15 protein-coding genes are annotated in these 18,749 nt (G+C 49.5%); 1 reads left to right on the top strand and 14 read right to left on the bottom strand.

The window, feature by feature from the left end:
* Positions 1-421: 421 nt before the first annotated feature.
* The 13 genes from HI950_RS11575 to HI950_RS11515 form a co-directional block, all read right to left on the bottom strand.
* Positions 422-2,020 (bottom strand): type 2 periplasmic-binding domain-containing protein, encoded by a 1,599-nt coding sequence (locus HI950_RS11575; protein WP_169082570.1) that lies wholly within the window; start codon positions 2,018-2,020, stop codon positions 422-424.
* A 156-nt stretch (positions 2,021-2,176) separates the two neighbouring features.
* The gene (locus tag HI950_RS11570) at positions 2,177-3,046 is read right to left on the bottom strand and encodes a carbohydrate ABC transporter permease (protein WP_169082571.1); all 870 of its coding nucleotides are present in this window, start codon (positions 3,044-3,046) and stop codon (positions 2,177-2,179) included.
* Between the two features lie 30 nt (positions 3,047-3,076).
* Positions 3,077-4,033, bottom strand: a complete 957-nt coding sequence (locus HI950_RS11565; protein WP_169082572.1) for an ABC transporter permease — start codon at positions 4,031-4,033, stop codon at positions 3,077-3,079.
* A gap of 102 nt (positions 4,034-4,135) precedes the next feature.
* Entirely contained in the window at positions 4,136-5,941 is a 1,806-nt protein-coding gene (locus tag HI950_RS11560) for a glycoside hydrolase family 36 protein (protein ID WP_223285228.1), read from the bottom strand.
* 12 nt (positions 5,942-5,953) lie between these two features.
* A complete protein-coding gene (locus tag HI950_RS11555; protein WP_169082573.1) occupies positions 5,954-6,319 on the bottom strand; it encodes a cupin domain-containing protein in 366 nt (121 codons plus the stop codon).
* A complete protein-coding gene (locus HI950_RS11550) occupies positions 6,316-7,320 on the bottom strand; it encodes an aldo/keto reductase (RefSeq protein ID WP_169082574.1) in 1,005 nt (334 codons plus the stop codon). The genes HI950_RS11555 and HI950_RS11550 overlap by 4 nt, the downstream gene beginning before the upstream one ends.
* Positions 7,317-8,702, bottom strand: a complete 1,386-nt coding sequence (locus tag HI950_RS11545) for a family 4 glycosyl hydrolase (RefSeq protein WP_169082575.1) — start codon at positions 8,700-8,702, stop codon at positions 7,317-7,319. The genes HI950_RS11550 and HI950_RS11545 overlap by 4 nt, the downstream gene beginning before the upstream one ends.
* Positions 8,703-8,940: 238 nt before the next feature.
* Positions 8,941-9,294 (bottom strand): hypothetical protein, encoded by a 354-nt coding sequence (locus HI950_RS11540; RefSeq protein ID WP_169082576.1) that lies wholly within the window; start codon positions 9,292-9,294, stop codon positions 8,941-8,943.
* 72 nt (positions 9,295-9,366) lie between these two features.
* A complete protein-coding gene (locus tag HI950_RS11535) occupies positions 9,367-10,338 on the bottom strand; it encodes an ABC transporter permease (protein ID WP_169082577.1) in 972 nt (323 codons plus the stop codon).
* Positions 10,331-11,242, bottom strand: a complete 912-nt coding sequence (locus tag HI950_RS11530; protein WP_169082578.1) for an ABC transporter ATP-binding protein — start codon at positions 11,240-11,242, stop codon at positions 10,331-10,333. The genes HI950_RS11535 and HI950_RS11530 overlap by 8 nt, the downstream gene beginning before the upstream one ends.
* Positions 11,239-12,027, bottom strand: a complete 789-nt coding sequence (locus HI950_RS11525) for an SGNH/GDSL hydrolase family protein (RefSeq protein WP_169082579.1) — start codon at positions 12,025-12,027, stop codon at positions 11,239-11,241. The genes HI950_RS11530 and HI950_RS11525 overlap by 4 nt, the downstream gene beginning before the upstream one ends.
* A gap of 28 nt (positions 12,028-12,055) precedes the next feature.
* Positions 12,056-12,784 (bottom strand): uracil-DNA glycosylase family protein, encoded by a 729-nt coding sequence (locus HI950_RS11520; protein ID WP_169082580.1) that lies wholly within the window; start codon positions 12,782-12,784, stop codon positions 12,056-12,058.
* Positions 12,785-12,811: 27 nt separating this feature from the next.
* Complete coding sequence (locus tag HI950_RS11515; protein WP_169082581.1) at positions 12,812-14,593, bottom strand: glycerophosphodiester phosphodiesterase; 1,782 nt, start codon at positions 14,591-14,593, stop codon at positions 12,812-12,814.
* Positions 14,594-14,951: 358 nt separating this feature from the next.
* On the opposite strand from HI950_RS11515, the gene HI950_RS11510 reads away from it, so the two are divergent.
* Positions 14,952-16,550, top strand: coding sequence for an esterase/lipase family protein (locus HI950_RS11510; RefSeq protein ID WP_169082582.1), 1,599 nt, complete (start codon positions 14,952-14,954; stop codon positions 16,548-16,550).
* Positions 16,551-16,607: 57 nt separating this feature from the next.
* On the opposite strand, the gene HI950_RS11505 is transcribed toward HI950_RS11510, so the two are convergent.
* Positions 16,608-18,743, bottom strand: coding sequence for a right-handed parallel beta-helix repeat-containing protein (locus HI950_RS11505; protein ID WP_169082583.1), 2,136 nt, complete (start codon positions 18,741-18,743; stop codon positions 16,608-16,610).
* Between the last annotated feature and the right edge of the window lie 6 nt (positions 18,744-18,749).

Below are 18,749 nucleotides of genomic sequence, written 5' to 3'. Positions count from 1 at the left end.
TTGCTTTAATGGAAGTAAGAAATGATTGCACTATCATTATCATGACGCATAAATACTTTTGGCGAAAGGGTATTTTTTAGGACACTTGTGTTTTTTTATGATTTTTATTGTTACATGAGCATAAAAAAACAACCAATAGTATGTCAAGCCCAAGCTTTTCTGAATCGGTTGGTAATTGCCTTTAGAGGTTTCTCATAGGACTAAAAACCATGCTGAGAGCGCAAATGTGCACTTACAACTCACTAACACTTGATTTGTAGGCTGTAAGAGCAAATGCATGCTTCGAGCTGCCATCAGACGTTTCTGACACAAAAACGAAGCCTCCAGCTCCACTTTCACAGTGGAGTTGGAGGCTTTTTCAATAGCTATTATACAATTTGGCTCTTTGGTTCAGCCAATGCTGCTTATAGCCGCTAGCCTATTATTCTCTATCAATCATAACGGCGCCCTGCTTGTTGTTCCAGCGCTCCGTCGCTTCTTTAATAATCTCGTCGCCGCCCTTCGCCTTATATTCCTCGATTACCTTCGGCCAGTCGGAGATTGGCTCCTTGCCATAGATCATTTTGACCATGTGGTCGATGATCAGCTTCGGCCCAACATCAGGCTGCGGTGCGGCAAGATCGGGATACTTGCTGAAGCTGCTCAGCTCCGGATAGAACCCGATGCCCGGTAACCCTTCCTGTGACAATACGTTGTCGAACGCAGCAAGCGTTGCTTTGCCATCTTCATTAAGCGCCAGTCTCAGCTTATTGTATGTGGCATCGTGCACGGCCCACATCGTACCGCTTCTCCAGCTCTCTTCCTCTTGAAGTTCCTTGCTGTCCGGGAACTTGTAAGTCACAAGTCCGGCTGCATCCTTCGTATAAGTGTCTCCCTCAATCCCAAAGGTGAAAAACTCCTCCGCTTGAGGCGATACCATCCAGTTAAAGAACTTCACGATCTCGATTGCTCTTGCTTCCTCTACATTTTTGTTGATGTAGAACGTACGCACGACTGGCGAATAGAGGAAATAACCGCCCTTGCCTTCAGGACCCTTCGGTGAAGGGATAATATCAATTTTCGCTTCCGGCACGGCACGCCCTACTGTTGTTCGGTAACCTGGCATGCCCGATGCGTTCTGCGACCACATGGCCGGCTTGCCCGCATCCAGGCTCTTCGTGAAGTCGGTTGATGAGATCGTCGCAAACTCCTTCGCAATAAGACCTTCCTCATACATCGTCTTGTAGGCTTGGAGTGCCTTCTGCATGTTCTCCGAGTCAAAAAACTTCGGCACCACCTGACCGTCGACAAGCTCGAATTGGTCCTTGTACGGCAGAACGTCATAAGCGCCTAGAATAATATCTGCGTACTTGAAGTTTTCGCGCATCTGATAAGGCGTCTCGACGCCAAGCTTCTTGAAGGCGCGCAGCACGTCCAGAAATTCCTCGACTGTCGTTGGCGCCTTCAGGCCGGTCTTCTCCAGCAGATCGGTACGGATGTAAGTGGCCCGGCGCGACGGGCTCTTCAGAAACTCAGGTATGCCATAGATTTTTCCATCGTAGGAAACGGTGTCCCAAGCGGACTGTGGCACAAGCTTCATCAGATCCGGCGCGTGCTCCTTAAGAAGATCGTCCAGCGGCATGAAGATTCCGCTCTCCACGGAGCCCGACATCGACTTGCTGCCCGGACCGCCGATGCTGCCCACGACATCTGGAATATCATTGCTCGCGAACATGACGCCAAACTTCGCGTCCTCCATAACCTTGATGTCCAGATCTACATTCGCTAGCTCCTCCAACTTCAGTACCCACTTGTCCTTGTTTAGATCCGGCACCCGGGTGTGATAGCCAGAGCTCACCGTCGTTGGCAGCAAATACGAAAATTTCGTTGGCGTTTTCTTGCCCTCATCCGTCTGCTGCTTCTCTCCGTTATCCGTTTGCTCGTTTGCAGGCTTCTGCTCAGCTGGCTTGTTCCCCGAGCAGCCAGCCACCAGGCTTGTTGCCAGAACCATTGAAAGTCCCATGCCCAACCATTTTTTCATACCATAACCCCGCTCTCCCATAATTATTATTTGCAAGCGCTTTCGTGTTGTATGGAGCAATTATAGAAACAATTACCGCCATTCTGTATGTCGTAATTTAAGCCTCCTTGTATTTTTCTATGGTGGCCTGAATAAACCCAGGAAACGAGCAAACCTTTACGATTTGATGGAGCCGACCAGCATGCCTTGGATAAAATGCTTCTGCAGAAACGGATAGACCATCATAATAGGAAGCGTCGCGACCACGATAACGGCCATCTTAATGCCCTCCGGCGATACCATGAGCAGCAGCTCAGAGGTAACGTCCGATTGTCCTAATTGATCGGTGAAGACGATTTCCCTTAAACGCACCTGCAGCGGTATCCAGCGCCGATCGCTAATATAGAACACCGCATCCGCATAACGATTCCAATGCGCGACCGCGTAAATGATTCCCATCGTCGCCATTGCCGGCTTAGAGAGCGGCAGTACGATTTTCCAAAAAGTCCGAAACTCTCCACAGCCATCGATCTTCGCCGAATCAATAAGCTCGTTCGGAAGATTCATGAAAAACGAGCGCATAATAAACAGATTGAACGCGCTGATCGCCATCGGAAGCATCAATGCCCACAGCGTATCGAGCAAGCCCAGCTGCTTCACCAGTAGATAGTTTGGAATAAGCGGCGCACTGAAGACGAGCGTGAACAATACAAGGATAAGCACAAACTTACGATATAGATATTCCGGGCGCGACAGCGGGTAAGCAAGCATCGCCGTCATCATCAAATTAATTAGCGTACCGAACACGGTAATAATGACGCTATTCCGGAAGCCGGCCCAAATGGACGGATCCTGCAGGATAAGCTTGTAGCTGCTAAACGTGAAGCCTATCGGCCAGAAGCTGACCTTTCCCGCGTTGATGGCGACCGCGTCGCTAAGCGATTGCGCAACGATATGAATGAGCGGCAGCACCATGCTTAGGCCGATGATGCCGAGAAAGGCAATATTGAATGCGTTGAATATTTTTTGACCTTTTGTCATGATCATAGCGAATTCCACCTCGTTTCTCCAATAGCATTAGTACAGCCCATCACCGGTTACTTTCTTGCTGAATTTATTGCCAAGCATGATGAGCGCGAGGCCGACGACTGACTTGAACAAGCCGATAGCGGTCGTATAGCTGTATTGTCGGTCGACGAGACCCGCTCGGTACACATACGTATCGATGATCTCTCCATTCTCGCTGTTCAGCGGATTCAAAAACACAAACACGCGCTCGAAGCCGAAGTCCAGGAAATTGCCGATTTGCAGCAAAAACAAAATAACGATCGTTGGCAAAATACACGGAACCGTAATCGAGGTGACCTGCCGCACGCGGGTTGCGCCGTCCATCTGTGCCGCCTCATACAAATCGGGATTGATGCCTGCGATTGCGGCAAGATAGATGATCGTCCCCCAGCCGCTGTCCTTCCAGATGCCCGATCCAATTAAGATCGTCCGGATATAGGAATTCTCCCCTAGAAAGTAGATCGAGTCGATGCCAAACAGCGACAGAAGATGATTAACGATTCCTGTAGACGGGGACAGTACGCCGACCACAATCCCTCCGACGATGACCCATGATAGAAAGTGCGGCATATAAACGACCGTCTGCACGATCCGCTTGTAGGCCATGATACGCAGCTCGTTCAGCAGCAGCGCCAGAATGATCGGCACCGGGAACGCGAAGCATAGATCGTATACGCCGATGAGAATCGTATTTTTTAATATCGGCAAAAATTCCGCATATTCGAACATTCGCCTAAAGTGGTAGAGACCTACCCAATCACTGCCCTTGATGCCTTTAAAGATATTGTAGTCTTGGAATGCAATGACCGATCCGAACATTGGAACATATCGGAATAATAGAAAAAAAATGATGCCAGGAATCGACAGCACATACAGCGGCCAATGCTTGCGCATAAACTTCCATTTTTGATCAGGCGTTGCGAATTGATACGTGATGCTGTTGGAGCTTTCGAGCTTGCCAGCCATGCTCTCCTCCCCTTTCCTCGTTCGATTGTTTGTTGTCCCTATCATCATAGCTGTGAAATAGTCAGGCAGCCATGGCGTAACTTAGAGACAGCCTGTGTTTTTTTACGACGATTCGATTCGAATTGCAGCAGTGCCTGACGGCGGAATAGACAGCTTGTGAAGCCCCGCCCCAAGCTGAATAAGCTGCTTGCTTACGACATTGCCGCAGCAATTTTTAATGATGACTTTCGCGCTCCCAAGCGAATCCGCCACCTCCGCGAAAACCCCTTCCTTCAATCTGCCGTTCACGATGATCCACTCCTGTGACGCTCCAGCTTCCTGCGCCCTTGCTAGCGTGATCATCGCATCGTAATAGGTGGCAATGATCGTTTTGCCTCCTTTGGCTGCCTGCACAACGGGATAGAGAAGCTCTGGGCTCGCAGGCGCCAGATTCCCATCCAGCAGAACATCCCGATGCTCCGTCCAAAATTCGAGCCAGTATTTAAGCATCCAGCGATGCTCGTCTGGCAGCGACTTCAGCGTCATCGAGATTTGCGGCACGGAGAACAGCAGATTGATCAGCTGCAGCGCCGCGCTCTCCACAGGCTCCTCGGGATGCCACATCACCATATCGGCATGAGCCGCGGTATCGCCGCATAGAAGCCGGATGTCCAGCGTGCGGACACGGTTCTGAATGCCGTCGTACGGGCAGTCGGAGGCGCGGAACATATTGCCGTATTTGCGCATGGCTGGACCGACATAGGGCTGGCGAAACTCAACCATAATGTCCGGCTTCATCGCCCTCAGCCGGCTCAAAGAATCGGTCAGCAGCCGGTCGACTGCTGCCGGTATAGACTCGCAATCGCGGCCTTCCGCTGTTGATGGCTGCTGCAATTCGGGGGAATAGAAGGCATCGATGAAATCGAGCTTAAAGCCGTCCAAGTCCCAGTCCCTTACGGCATTCTCATAGGTGTTGATAATATACTCCCTCACCTCGGGATACCGAGGGTCAAGCACGCCGGCATTGCTGTTCTCGTTATAGCGGACAAGCTTGTCCTTGAAGCGATCCCACGCCTTGCTATGCTTGCCAACGTAAGGCACGGCATACCAAAGGACGAACTTCATGCCGAGCGAATGAATCGCACGGACATGTCCAGCCATATCTGGAAACTTGCTAGCACAAGGCTCCCAGTCGCCCGTATAGGCATACCCTCTGCGATTGTCCTCGGTCTGCCAGCCATCGTCCACGATAACGGCATCCATTCCGAGCGAACGGGCGGTCTCGCATTCCGCTTCGACACTCTCCGCCGTTACGTTCTGATGCATGCTGTACCAAGTCGAATACATGGGACGTTTCGCCGTATCCGGCACAGTGGCAGGCATGAAGGCCGGCATCTCGCTCCACCAGCGCTGCACTTCCTTCAGACTCTCGTAATAAGGTATATCTCTTGTGTCCACGAGCAGCGCTGCCTCGTAGTATTGAAGCGGCGCAGTGGGCTCCTTAAACAGCTGTACGCTGCACTGGAATTCCGCGGTCTCCTCGCGAATGCCCCCTGCATAGAGGGTCGTATGCAGGGCATCAGAAAAGGCAAAAGTCAGCCTGTTGGTGCCATTGATATTGAAGAGCGCATATACAGGCGCAGAGGTCGCGGCATTAGCGCGCAGGTTGCGCATCCAATCCGCCTTGAAGCTCTTGTTCCGATCCTGGGCAGGGTGCCAGCTTACCTGAACATCTTCAGCCGGATGATGCCAGCGCAGCGTCAAAGCTGGCGGATTCAGCTCCCGCTCTGCCTTCATGATGAGCCGAATCAGCTCAATGCCTTCTCCTTTATTCTCCGAAATTAAGGAGATTTGGAAACCGTTATCCGCATTTTCCTCGCCTTCGCACACGAGCATAAATTGATGTTTTTTGGTCGATACCGTAATCAAGCCGCATTCCTCCTAGGATTGATTGTGATGGCGGTTCTCTCCGGCGTGGCACCAGACCGTAACGATCGGGTCCTCCTCGCTTGAGCAAAGATGATGATCCTCCCCTGGCTCGACGATAATGATATCGCCGGCAGCAACAGGATGATGCTGGCCATCAATTTCCATCGTTCCTGTTCCTTGCAAAATAATAAAAGCTTCCCGGTCGCGATGAACATGATAGTCTCTGCCGTCCGGGCCATCATTCGTATGGCTGCGGTCGCCGCGCCCTGCAAACGAAAGCCCGCCCGATGTCAAATAATCGCCAGGCAGCAAGTCACCAAGAAAGTGCCCAGCTGCATGATCCTTCTTTGTCAGCTCGCTTAGCTTTGCACGGATCATTGTGCCCGACCTCCCAGAATTCGCTCGATTTGGTTCAGTTCTTCGCTGCTGAAGTCAAGCTGGCTTAGCGAGCTTACGATGTCGTCGATCTGCTCTGCCTTGCTGACTCCGATCAACGCCGATGCGACGCGGCCCTGCCGCAGCACCCACGCAACCGCCATCTGGGCGAGCGACTGCCCGCGCTCCTCAGCCATCTTGTTCAGCTCTCGTGACTTCGACAGCTTTTCCTCCGTTATGTCCTCTCGCTTCAAGAAGGTGCTCGCGCCTGCCGCCCGTGAATCTGCGGGAATTTCCTTTAAGTACCGATCGGTCAGCAGCCCCCTTGCAAGCGGACTATAAGCAATCGTTCCCATGCCCTCCTGCTCCAGCGCTTCTTGCAAGCCTTGCTCCAATCTGCGCTCATACATCGAATAATGCGACTGATGAATAAGGCAGGGCGTGCCTAGTCGCCGAAGTATCGCTGCTGCCTGCTTGGTCTGCTCTGGCCCATAATTGGATATGCCGACATACAGCGCTTTCCCTTGGCGAACCGCCTGATCCAGTGCACCCATCGTTTCTTCTAGCGGCGTTTCCGCGTCAAATCGATGCGAGTAAAAAATATCGACGTATTCCATATTCATGCGCAATAGGCTCTGATCCAAACTCGCAAGCATGCTTTTTCTAGAACCGCGCTCGCCATACGGGCCGGGCCACATCGTATATCCAGCCTTCGTGGCGACGATCATCTCGTCCCGATAGCCAGCGAAGTCGCGCTTCCAAATGCGGCCGAACGTCTCCTCCGCCGAGCCTGGAGGCGGACCGTAATTGTTCGCGAGATCAAAGTGTGTAATGCCGAGATCAAAAGCACGGTGTAAAATTCGCCTTCCGTTCTCCAGCGCATCGATTCCGCCAAAATTATGCCACAGTCCAAGCGAGATGGCGGGCAGCTTCAATCCGCTATTGCCACATCGGTTATAGGTCATAGTCTCGTAACGATCATCGGCGGCATAATAGGTTGTCATAGATTCCACCCCGGCAAATAAGATTTGGTTTGTTTCATCATCGTATCGAACAACGCCTCCGCTTCATTGACGTCAATCGCCACGAGCGGGTCGTTGACGAAGGCATGGAATGCCAAGCTCTTGTCACGGTTAAGCGCTGCTTTCAGAATGGTCTCTTGATTCATCACATGGCGCAGCACAAGTGCGTTCACTTCCACAGGCAGCTCACCGGCCTGTACGGGACGCAGGCTGTTGCCTGCGAATGCGGCATTCGTCTCCACGACCGCCCCAAGCGGAATGCCCTTCATTTGACCGACGTTCGGCAAATTAACGTTGGTCACGAAAGGCTGCAGGCCAAGCAGCCCCTTTAGCTGGCGAACCTCTTCTTCGCCGGATGCCTTAAGCGGCAGCTTCTCCTCGCCGCTGATCAGCCTCGCGTAGAACGCGGCGGCAGCTTCGTTTTTCTCGACACGGCTAGACACTGTAGTGAGACCGAACATCCACGAAGCAATGGTCTCCTTATCCTTCACGTACCACGGCGGCATAAACTCTACGAGATGTCGGTCGCCAGCAGCAGCGATAAGACCGTACCTGCGGAACAAATCAAACTTCACACGGTTCGCAGCGGTATAGGTATTCGTCCGCCAACCGTTTTTGCTCGTCTCGAAGCCTTCCTCGTAATACTTGTCGGCAAACTGTCTATATAAGGGGAACAGATCAACATTTCGGTAGGTCGCTTTATCGATCCATGTAAAATGGTTAATTCCTAGCACGTTGACATGAATATCATCGCGCTGTACGCCTTCTATGCCTTCCATATTTTGCAGCATCCGGATCAGCAGGCCTTGCGTGCCGAATATTTCATGGCAGCAGCCAAACGCCTTAATTTTGGGAAACACCTCAAACAGCGTTCGCGTACAAAGCGTCATCGGATTCGTGTAGTTGAATACCCAAGCATTCGGCGCATGGCGCTCGATCGCCTCCGCGAATTCCACATACATCGGTATCGTCCTCAGCGCCCGGATCAGCCCGCCCGGCCCCGTCGTATCGCCGACAGGCTGATAGATGCCATATTTCTCCGGCTCATGGACGTCGACTGCCATTTCTGCGAAAGTGCCGGGAAGAATCGAGATGAAAACAAAATCCGCTCCAGTCAAAGCTTCCTTCAGCGTCTCGTACGCTTTGTACTTCCACTTAGACTTCGTCTCCTCATAAGAAGATACCGAGTTCCCAAGCTTCTCGTTATTTTTCGCTTTGCTAAAATCCAAATCATATAATCGAATCGTACCCGACAGCTGCTCCTCCAGCGCCAGATCCGCGATTAAGTTTTTCGCCCAATACATCGACCCGCCGCCGATATAAGCAATTTGAATCTCACTCACCTTACCGTTTGCATACCGCATGCGTTCCGTTCCTCCTTCTGCTAACGATTCCACTTCAGTATAGATTTCATATATAGACTGCGGTATGGAAAAACTTTGGCTCAGTTGTCGTTTTTTACTGCGGGAACAGCAAAAGGCCAACCAGCAGTGCCGGTTGGCCTTCTTCATCTCTCTACACCATTGCCCGTACATCCCTCGCCCAACAAATAGAGCTTCTACGCGCAAAATCCACCACTGCGCATAGAAGCTCTGTTCCTGCTTACTTTTTGTCCACCTGAAGCAGCTTTACCGTCTTCGTGGAGAAGGTATCCCTCAGCTTATCCTCCGAAATGACATTCAGCTTGACCAGGCTCGTAATTTTGGATGCATCGGGCTTCGATAACAGCCGCCACAGCTCCGGGTCCGGCAGCGCCTCGAATAGCTTGGTGTCGTCGTACTCCTTACGCTCCTGCACGACAATTTTCACCTTATGGCTCAAGGTCTCCAATTCATTTACGCCCTGCTCTGTAAAATAAGCCATAATCTCACTGCGCAGCTCGGATAACTCCTGCTCTATCTCTTTTTGCTTTTGCTTTTGCTGGTAATATCTTCGCACGGTCTTGTCCATAGCCATCACGCTCCTCTTCTACTACATGCATATGCAGAGGGATTGATTTTAAGACAAGTCGTTCGAGCCTCGCGCCAATTAATAAATGTCCTTCCTCATAAACACCGTAAACGAGACGAGCAGCGAGCCGACCATCCATGCTGCAAGCACGGCAAGCGAGAATCCCAGCGTCATTCCTTCGATTGGCGGAGCCGTTCCGCTGATGTAGTCCATCAAGCCAAGGTTGACCAGAAACAAATATTTAGCCGAATCCCATGAAGATACCATATTGCTTAAAATCGCTCCCGCGATCAGGCAGGCAAGCATCGTTCCCATGCCCGCAGCGCTGCTTCTCATCAGGATGGACAGCATGAAGGATAACGTCCCTACGACCAGCGAAATAAACCATGCGAGCCCGAATTGCTGAATGATATACTGCCACTGCGATACGAGGCGGACGCCCGAAATGTCGAGCTCGCCTCCATGCGTGGAAAAGCCCGTTAATACAGGTGCCGACCAGCCCGCGTTGCCGAACATAATCGCCGAGATAACATAGGAAAGCGAGCCGAACAGAAAAATAACGATTGAAACGGATAAAATAAGGGCGATATATTTGCTGAGCAAAATGTTAAAGCGGCTCACCGGCCTTGTCAGCAGCAGCTTGATCGTTCCCATGCTCCGCTCCGATGAGACAAGATCAACAGCGATAATCATGACCAAAAGCGGCAGAAACAGCTCTGCTGAATTTTGAACGAACCCTCTTATAAAGGTTGGCGCACCGGGCTCGGAAGGATTGACGTCATGATCCAAATAGTATTGCGATTGCTTGATCTGAATCTGAATTTGCTCGCGCCATTGCCCTGCGCTGCTCAGCCTGTTTTGCATATCGACGATTTGCTGCTGCAGCTCGGCGCGCCAATCGACCGTGCCCAATCGCTCCCTTGTCGACTCGGACTGTTTCACCTGCGCATACGAGAACATGGAGAGCAGGACGACGATAATAATCGATATAATGATAAATCGGCGTTTGCCAATTAGCTTCGTCATTTCATTTTGAACGAGATTAATCAATCGTTTCGCCTCCTGTCAGCTCAAGGAATAAATCTTCAAGCGCGGGCAGCCTCCGATTCATCTCCAGCACGCTCACTCCCGCTTCCACGAGCTTGCGGTTCCACTCCCCTACCGCGTGGTCGACGTAGGCTGTCGTTACGTTTTCCCCCGTCTCGCTTATGATCGTAGTAAGCTCACTTAAAACCTCTTTGCCTAACGCATGGGGCATCAGCCGCCACACCAGCCTCTCTTCGCTGGCCAATAGGCTGTTTACGGAATCTACTCGGATGATTTCTCCTTTGGAAATAATCGCAACCCGATCGCACATTAGCTGAATTTCATGCAGCAAATGACTGGATACGAGCACCGTTAATCCCTCTTCCTCCGCCAAAAACCGAATAAAAGCGCGCATTTCCCGAATTCCGGACGGATCGAGTCCATTCGTCGGCTCATCCAAAATCAGGACATCCGGCTTGCCGAGCAGCGCCTGCGCAATGCCGAGCCGCTGCCGCATGCCTAGCGAATAGGTGCTCACTTTATCGTTCATTCGATCCTGCATGCCGACCAAACGGACGACCTCATCGATCCTCTCCTGCGAAATGCCGTTAATCATAACGGCAAAATGGCGAAGATTTTCCATTCCGCTTAAGAACGGATACAGCTCTGGATTTTCGACGATACAGCCCAAATGCCTCATTGCCCTTGTAAAATGCTTCGATATGTCCAGTCCGCAAATATGTATCGTACCTGAAGTCGGCTTAATCAGCCCAACCAGCATTCGGATCGTGGTCGTCTTTCCTGCCCCATTAGGCCCCAGAAAGCCAAAAACCTCGCCTCGCTTTAGCTCAAAGCTTAAATCCTTTATAATCGTGCGCTTGCCGATCACCTTTCGAAGTCCTTGAACCGATAATGTGACGTCGCTCATCGTTGTCCTCCTGCTCCTGCAATCAATGCGGCTGCCCGCTCAGCCATCAACCGGTACCCTTTTTCATTCGGGTGAAAATGGTCCGTAAACAAATAGCTGCTCGTATTTTGCTGAAACAAATCATAGGTTGGAATGAATACAGCCTGGCTAAACTGCGCCAGCGTCTCCGCCGTTTTGGCGTTCCAATCCCTTACGACGCTCGACATCAGCTCTCCGTTTTGCAGCTCACTGAACGGATTGTAAAGACCTAGTAAGTAAATGGCCGCCTCCTTATTCAATGCACGAATGCCCGATATAATCGTTTTTAGGTTAATGAGATACGCCTCCTCCAGCCCCTTGATGCTGGCCTCGGAAAGATCCGAAAGCGTCTGTCCGCCAAGGAATAAGTCATTGCCGCCAATCGTCATCATAATAACATCGGCTTGTCCGATTTGACGCTTGATCTCCGTCTCCTTCATTTGCTCCGCCAGCTGCGACGAAACCAGTCCTTTAATACCTAAATTAATTAAGGAGATTTCCATGCCGTCCTGCTTCAACTGGTCGCTGACATAACCAACGTAACCTTTACCCTCAATATCACCGGTGCCTCTCGTTAACGAATCCCCCAGGGCGACGATTTTCAGCTCGTCGGATGGAATGAGCGGCTGCTCCGTTGCGGACGGTAAGGATGCCGCGGGTTTGGCTCCGAGCAAGTAATCTTTAACTGTCCAGCCTAATCCAAATAGCCAAAGGAGACAGGCAAGGAAGGCAAAAGCAGTAATAAACCGAACCTTTTTGCTGTGCATCACATTTCACTCCTCTCTGTCGCAGCCTTTAGCGGCTGAACCATTTCCAGACCTGCTGCTGCATAGCGGACTTGCTTAGCTCAAATTGTTTTTTTCGGTGGCCATTCGCTCCCGAAGGATGCGGCATTTCGAACAAGCAACGCGCCTTGCTGATCAAGCCTTTATCCACAAAGGCTTGTACCACCTCTGATACCGACTTCCCAAGCGGAATGATCAGCGAATCCTTCACCGCCAGCAATTCCGGAAGCAGAATGCCTTCCGCATAGCGGTACAGCACGTCCGATTTTAATATAGGCGGGCTATGGCCCGTATAGTTTTTGCCATGCACGAACACGGGATAGCGGATGGCGGAGGTCGTATGAAGCAGATCTCTATGCTCTTCAAACAAGGCTGCGCAGCTTGCAAGCCCAATGGCAGCAGGCAGCTCGATTTGATCCAGCATGTCGATCAGATTCTTCCTCATCGAGCCCGCGAAGCTGGCGAGCTTCTTCGCCCGCCGATCGATTTGATCGATGGGCACTCCGCTCAGCAGATCCTCGCGCGCGCTTCGAATCGCAAGCTCCATCTGGGTAAAGCCCGGCGTAATGCCAATGATCATCACCTTAGCCTGCTCGTTCACATACTCATAAGGCACGTAGTAAATAGACATATCCTGATGCTCGTGAAGGAGCAGCTCCTTCACGAACAGCTGCTCCTTGGACAGGTTTCCTGACGGGAGCGACAGGATGAACGCTTTGTATTTTTCGATTTGAGTCATGCTTATCCGCCCCTTTGCAACACGCTGCTATAAATTAAGCTCAACCATATTGTGCGCGCGTGTAGGATAATCGGTAATGATGCCATCGATTTCGAATTTGAGCACCTCTTTCAAATTGCGCTCGCTATTGACCGTCCACACCCACACCTCACGGCCTTTTTTATGCGCACGCTCAACGAGCTGCTCCGTCAGCATCACTTGCTCGATCGTGTAGAAATCAACATCGAGCAGCGAGAGATCGCCAATTGCAAAATAAAGAATTTGTCCGATCTTAATGTCAGGGTTCAACTTCCTAATTTGCTGCAGCGTCATACGATCGAATGACTGAATATAGACATCCTGCACCATATCGAACTGTTCAATCAGGGAAACAACCTGATTAGCCAGCTCCTCGCCCGGGCCGTACGGCTTAAGATCAACAATAAGCTTCGCCTTCCCCCGCACTTCGGCAAGCACCTCGGCAAACATCGGAATCCGGTCGATTTCCTCTACTTCATTTCCGCCTCTGCCAAGGCTTAGCTTCGCAAGCTCATCATAGGTCATCTCGTTCACTCGCTTCGGCACGCCTGTCATCCGCTGCAAATTAAAATCATGATGCAGTACGACAATGCCGTCTTTCGTTAGCTGAACGTCGATTTCGACGGCATCGATGCCCTGCTCTACCGAGCTGCGAACGGCGCGAATCGAGTTTTCCGGTGCGGCTTGCGTATCGCCGCGGTGGGCAGAGAGCAGCACATTCCATTTCACATACACCAAATTGTCATTAGCCGCATAGCTGACGAATAACGCCAATGCCAAATACGCAGCCAGTACCGAAGAATATAACACATGTTTGCGAGTTCTTCCTTTTAGAAATAACAAGAGTCGCTTCTCAATCGGACCCGCTATGCGGCTTTTGTATACCCGCAGCTGATCTCTCGGCAAAGAGCCTTTCTTGCGGTTGAAATGATAAAACTGCCTCGTCAAAAAAATAATATTTATCGGCACGAGCATCAGCGTAAACATATACGTTAGCACCGTCGATAACGTTAAGGAATAATGGTCCGATATCGCTTTGAGCACATTGATGTCCAGCCACGACGGCAAATATGCGACCGCCGATATCGTCATAAAACCAAGCGAGAACACTACCGCATTCAGCAAGAATAACTGTATAAAGATCGACAAGCGTTTGCCCTTCGTTAACAACAAACTGCTTCTAATTGCCATGCGAATCGACTTGTCTTCGATCATAATGAAATGCAAAACAAAAATCCAACGCAATACGACATATACCCCTGCCAAAAATAACAATCCGTATACAGCCAACATGATATAAGACAAGCTAAGGATACGGCTATTGAAAAAGATCGGTACATTAAACTGGGCAAACAAGGATGAAGACAGCGGCGAATCGATAAACGGCACAAGAAACAGCAGAAAGAACAGGAGCTGAATAATACCAAATCCGAATAGCTTAGGCGTTTGCCTCAGCGTCGTGACCAGCGCATCTGCGATCAAGACGTCCTTGCCAAAATAATGCTGCTGCGCAATCGTAATGACGACGCCAAATTCGAGGAACAGCACCAGCATTGCCACCAAACAAATGGCGATTAGCCCCGCTACCCCCGTATAGCTAAGCCCAATTTTGTATACCTCGCCATTCAATACGGAACCAGAGCCTACAACGCGAAGAATCCGGTTAAAAATAAACGAAATAATCGGGATGATGACAAAGCTCGTCAGCAGCATAAACAAATATTCAAACAGCAGATGTTTCTTATACGTATCGCGAAAGTCCCGGATACTTTTGCCAAAAAGTTGAAGCATGTTCATTCATCCTATTCTTCATGTTTGTAAGCAAAGCATGGACTGCGGAGGCATGCGCCTAATTTCCTCTTCCTTATTATAGCTTATGCCCCTACCCCCGCGTCGAATCGGCGCGATCCGAAAAAAAAAGTGCTTACAGACCATAACCGTGATTCTATCATTTCAACGCTTTTTGTTGACTTTTATTTCTATAAAACTTATATTATTACCAATTATGGAAGTTTTCGTTTCATAGAGAGTGCATCGGCTTTCAAGTGAATAGTTAAGTAAAATTAACAATATATCCAAACAGAGTTAATTTTACCCAAACTATTCATGTCTATGATAGCAATGAAGTTCAACTATAAGGAGGAGAATAATGAAATTGAAGAAGTGGTCTTCACTGTTGTTCACGCTCATTCTCGCATTAAGTATAGGGATTGCCCCGGCTCAAGCTGCCGGATTTACGAATCCGAACGTCGGCAGCGTTGCCGGAGCATGGAGCAAAGGAACCGATCCTGCTACGATCAATCCGTACAATCCGGTCATCCTGTTCGTTCACGGCCTCAACGGAAGTGCTTCCACTTGGTATCAGGACAATGATATGTACCAGTATGCTTACAATAATGGCTACCAAACCGCATTTATTAACCTGCATGATATTACCGGCACCTCCCAAAACATGTGGTCAAATGGCGAGCTTCTGGCAGCGAAAATCAAGGAGATCAGCAATCATTTTGGCAAAAAGCTCGTTATTGTCGCACACAGTAAAGGCGGCATTGATACCCAAACCGCACTCGTTCACTACAATGCTTATCCATACGTTTCCAATGTCATTACGCTAGGCAGTCCGCATAACGGCTCACAGCTGGCGGATTTAGCGTACAGCAGCTGGGCTAGCTGGCTCTCCACCTTGATCGGATATCAAAATCCGGGTACTTACTCCATGCAAACCTCCTACATGCAATATTTCCGATCCGTTACGAATAACCATGCGAATGTGGGTAAAAACAAATTTTTCACCTTTGCCGGCAATGATTATGAATCCGGCAGCATCGCGCAACTGTTTGGCGGATTATTTTTGTCCAACTATGGTGATAATGACGGCGTCGTGACGGTTAGCAGCGCTCATCTGCCGAACGGGAGAATGGTCAAAATCGGAAAGTGGAATCATACAAGCGTGAAGACAGGCGCTAATATGTTTGCATTGATTAAGCCCTATCTGGTGCTGCAATCAGCGAAATCCTCCTATCGTTTTGATGAAGTTGCTGCTGGGAAGGAGCAGTCCGTTCAGACGCTGGCTCCAAGACGAGAGCAGCAGAACCAAACCTTCATTCGCGGCGGCCAATTTGGCGGAGCAGCATCTGAGGCCTTCACAGTCGAAAATAATGTAGCCTCCGTCACGATTGACTGGATCGGCAACAAAAAACTCGATAGCCTGGACATTATCGGTCCTGATGGCGCAAGCCAAAACGTAAGTGTATCTTCAATTGCTGATGATGGCGTGCTAAACGGAGCTTGGCATCATACGGCAACGATTGCAAGACCGGCAGTTGGCGAATGGACAGCGTCAGCAGCTAGCAACGGATCCAGCGCTTATCTGCTAACGATCTCCTATGATACAAATGGCAAGAGAGCTGCAAAGCTTAACAAAGTTCGGGATAACAAGAAGCTGAAGCTTGACGTTGACGGCCTGAAGGATGAGAAGACAACTGTCCGATACAAGGTTGATTTCGTTAACGGTAAGAACGATAAGTCTGGCAACTATCAACGCAAGCAAAATCAATCCAAGCGCGTAAAGCAGCAGGAGTCTCTGTCCGCCACGGATGAGTTGGTCATTCCTGCCTCGGAAGGCAGCGGTGTTTATACCGTTACCGCAGAGGTTGAAGGCGAAACCGATGAAGGCTTCAAATACCGCCGTACCATCGTAAAGTCAGTTTATATCGATGAGAATGGCAACACGTATTCGTCATCATAATCACAACAAAAGAAGCCCTGACGAACATTCGTCAGGGCTTCTTCCATGAATACTCTACTATTTTAACGTATTGTTCTTTACAGTATCATTGCTTTTGACGAGCAGCTTTGACGTGTACAGGGTGTTGTTCTCAATCGTATACGCCGGTGCACCAGTACCAGCATACAACGTTGCAATGCCGATCGCAGCCCTATTCGTTGTAATTGTATTGCCTCTTACTACGGCTTTAAGGACATCATGCCGCTCATTGCGCTTCCATAGATCATTGATTCGAATAATCTCCGTTTTATCGGACGTAATTTTATTTGCCGTAATCGTATTATTTTCCAATAGCACGTTTTTGGCCGCTTGGATACTTATCGCCTGCGTATTGCCTAGCAGCTCGAACGTTGAATTTTTGATCGTAAGATCAAGCTTTGGATGTTCGCCGAGCAAGTAGGTGCTGAGATTTGACGGAGATTTAAAAGAACATTGGTCAAATACATATTTGCTTCCGAGCGAAATGTTGATCGAGCCGTATTTACCGGTGCCTTCTGCGCCTTCGAACACGCAATTGTTGTATGTACCGGGAGGCAGCGATAAGCCATTGGTCGTGTTATAGCCGATTACCTTTAAATTGTCAAAAATCGAGCCTTCTGCAGCTCCGCCCGACACGACTCTAAGCTTGCCTTGGCCGTTAATGGTAATGTCCTTAAGATGAACCGGCTTCCCCCATACGGATAAGCCTGAATCGCTCTTATTGTTGTTGTTTATCGTAATATTGGATGCGCTGACGCCAAATGCAACCTTAGCGCTTATAGCAAACATGGAATCCGTTAATGTTAGACCGTCTATTTTGATATTAGGCCCGTCAAATGTCGTGTAGGAGTCATTCATCTTGTTATCGATAAACGTCGCATCATGTGCAGCTATAATCCGCGAGCCGTCAAAATGGTTGTTTTTGACTAACGCTCCTTTAAACGGATCGGAAATCGCGAGGCCGATCGCACCTTTTGACGCAAGGTGATTGTCCTCTACAATAGCGTCGTTACCGTCATAAAGAATGACATCGTAAGAAGCGTTATTGTAAAATTTATTGCTCTTAATCGTAATGTTGCTATTGCGATGCCCATTCTCGCCAAAGCCGCCCTCAAGATCAATGCCCGCCTGAGGCATCGTTCCCTTTATGTCGTGCAGCGTATTATTCGTAATCAGCACCTGATTCGCGCCGCCAACCGTTATGCCCTGTCTTCGGTTATAGGCAAATTCCGAATTTTGAACAACGACGTTGCTTGTCACCTTTCGGAACCAGAATTCCACGTAAGCAGCTTTCTTGGTTGCCTGATCGAAAACAAGATGGAACTTGGCAGCTCCTTCTGGAATTTGAATAATATCTCTTGCCTTCACATTAGCCTTCTTCGTAATAAATGAACCGTTCGCTTTATAGAAGAAGATATCAAATGCCCTAGGCAGCTTAATTGTATTGGACAATTCAAATGAATTTTCTGTTTTGAAAATAGCGTGTGAGAACGTTAAAGGCTCCTTCGTTCTAATCTTCTTGGGATTAGAAATATTTTTTCCCTTATCGTCAAAATCGCCGTTTATAAACTGCCCTTCATACAAATCCTTTATCATCGTTCCATAACCGCCGAGAGCAAGGCCGTCACCTGTAAAATTAATGGCTTTAACGCCATCAATCGTCACGTTCGTTGCGCCTTGCGTAATAATGCCATATCCGCTTTCATGTGTTCCCGCGCTGTGCTTATGATCTTTTTTGGAAAAATCATGCGTTTCTTTATCCCCGATATACGTTCCGCCCCTCAACGTTACATTTTGGGTCTCATAGCCCAAATACATAAGCTGGTAGCTCTCTTTGCCGTTTGTTTCCTTCTTTAGAACGGCATCCATGGGCAGATCGAATATCATATTGCTAACCATATTAATGCGGCTATTTTTATCGATCAAATATTTTCCGGGCGGGAGCGAGGTTGTCGTTTTCCCATTTTGTGCTGCCCATTGCAGCGCGTTATTAATTCCCTTTGTCGTCTCGACCGGATGCGTTCCATCCTTATAAATGCCAAAGCGTGCGAGCTCAATCAAGTAATACTCCTTTGAATCTGATGCAGCAGCATTCGCCGCTTGCACGCTGTCCTTAGACAGCAGCGATACCTGCATGCCAAGCAAAAATACCAACACTAGCTTTAAAATATTCACTTTGAC

This window comes from Paenibacillus sp. PL91, assembly GCF_012935325.2.
In the GTDB taxonomy this organism is placed as follows: domain Bacteria; phylum Bacillota; class Bacilli; order Paenibacillales; family Paenibacillaceae; genus Pristimantibacillus.
Note: the sequence above shows the minus strand (reverse complement) of the source record. Positions and strands in the feature narration are given on the sequence as shown.

Bases quoted from the DNA above. Each gene is read 5' to 3' on its own strand.
- HI950_RS11575 (WP_169082570.1), bottom strand. From the start codon at position 2,020: ATGAAAAAATGGTTGGGCATGGGACTTTCAATGGTTCTGGCAACAAGC.
- HI950_RS11570 (WP_169082571.1), bottom strand. From the start codon at position 3,046: ATGATCATGACAAAAGGTCAAAAAATATTCAACGCATTCAATATTGCC.
- HI950_RS11565 (WP_169082572.1), bottom strand. From the start codon at position 4,033: ATGGCTGGCAAGCTCGAAAGCTCCAACAGCATCACGTATCAATTCGCA.
- HI950_RS11555 (WP_169082573.1), bottom strand. From the start codon at position 6,319: ATGATCCGTGCAAAGCTAAGCGAGCTGACAAAGAAGGATCATGCAGCT.
- HI950_RS11550 (WP_169082574.1), bottom strand. From the start codon at position 7,320: ATGACAACCTATTATGCCGCCGATGATCGTTACGAGACTATGACCTAT.
- HI950_RS11545 (WP_169082575.1), bottom strand. From the start codon at position 8,702: ATGCGGTATGCAAACGGTAAGGTGAGTGAGATTCAAATTGCTTATATC.
- HI950_RS11540 (WP_169082576.1), bottom strand. From the start codon at position 9,294: ATGGCTATGGACAAGACCGTGCGAAGATATTACCAGCAAAAGCAAAAG.
- HI950_RS11530 (WP_169082578.1), bottom strand. From the start codon at position 11,242: ATGAGCGACGTCACATTATCGGTTCAAGGACTTCGAAAGGTGATCGGC.
- HI950_RS11525 (WP_169082579.1), bottom strand. From the start codon at position 12,027: ATGCACAGCAAAAAGGTTCGGTTTATTACTGCTTTTGCCTTCCTTGCC.
- HI950_RS11520 (WP_169082580.1), bottom strand. From the start codon at position 12,784: ATGACTCAAATCGAAAAATACAAAGCGTTCATCCTGTCGCTCCCGTCA.
- HI950_RS11515 (WP_169082581.1), bottom strand. From the start codon at position 14,593: ATGCTTCAACTTTTTGGCAAAAGTATCCGGGACTTTCGCGATACGTAT.
- HI950_RS11510 (WP_169082582.1), top strand. From the start codon at position 14,952: ATGAAATTGAAGAAGTGGTCTTCACTGTTGTTCACGCTCATTCTCGCA.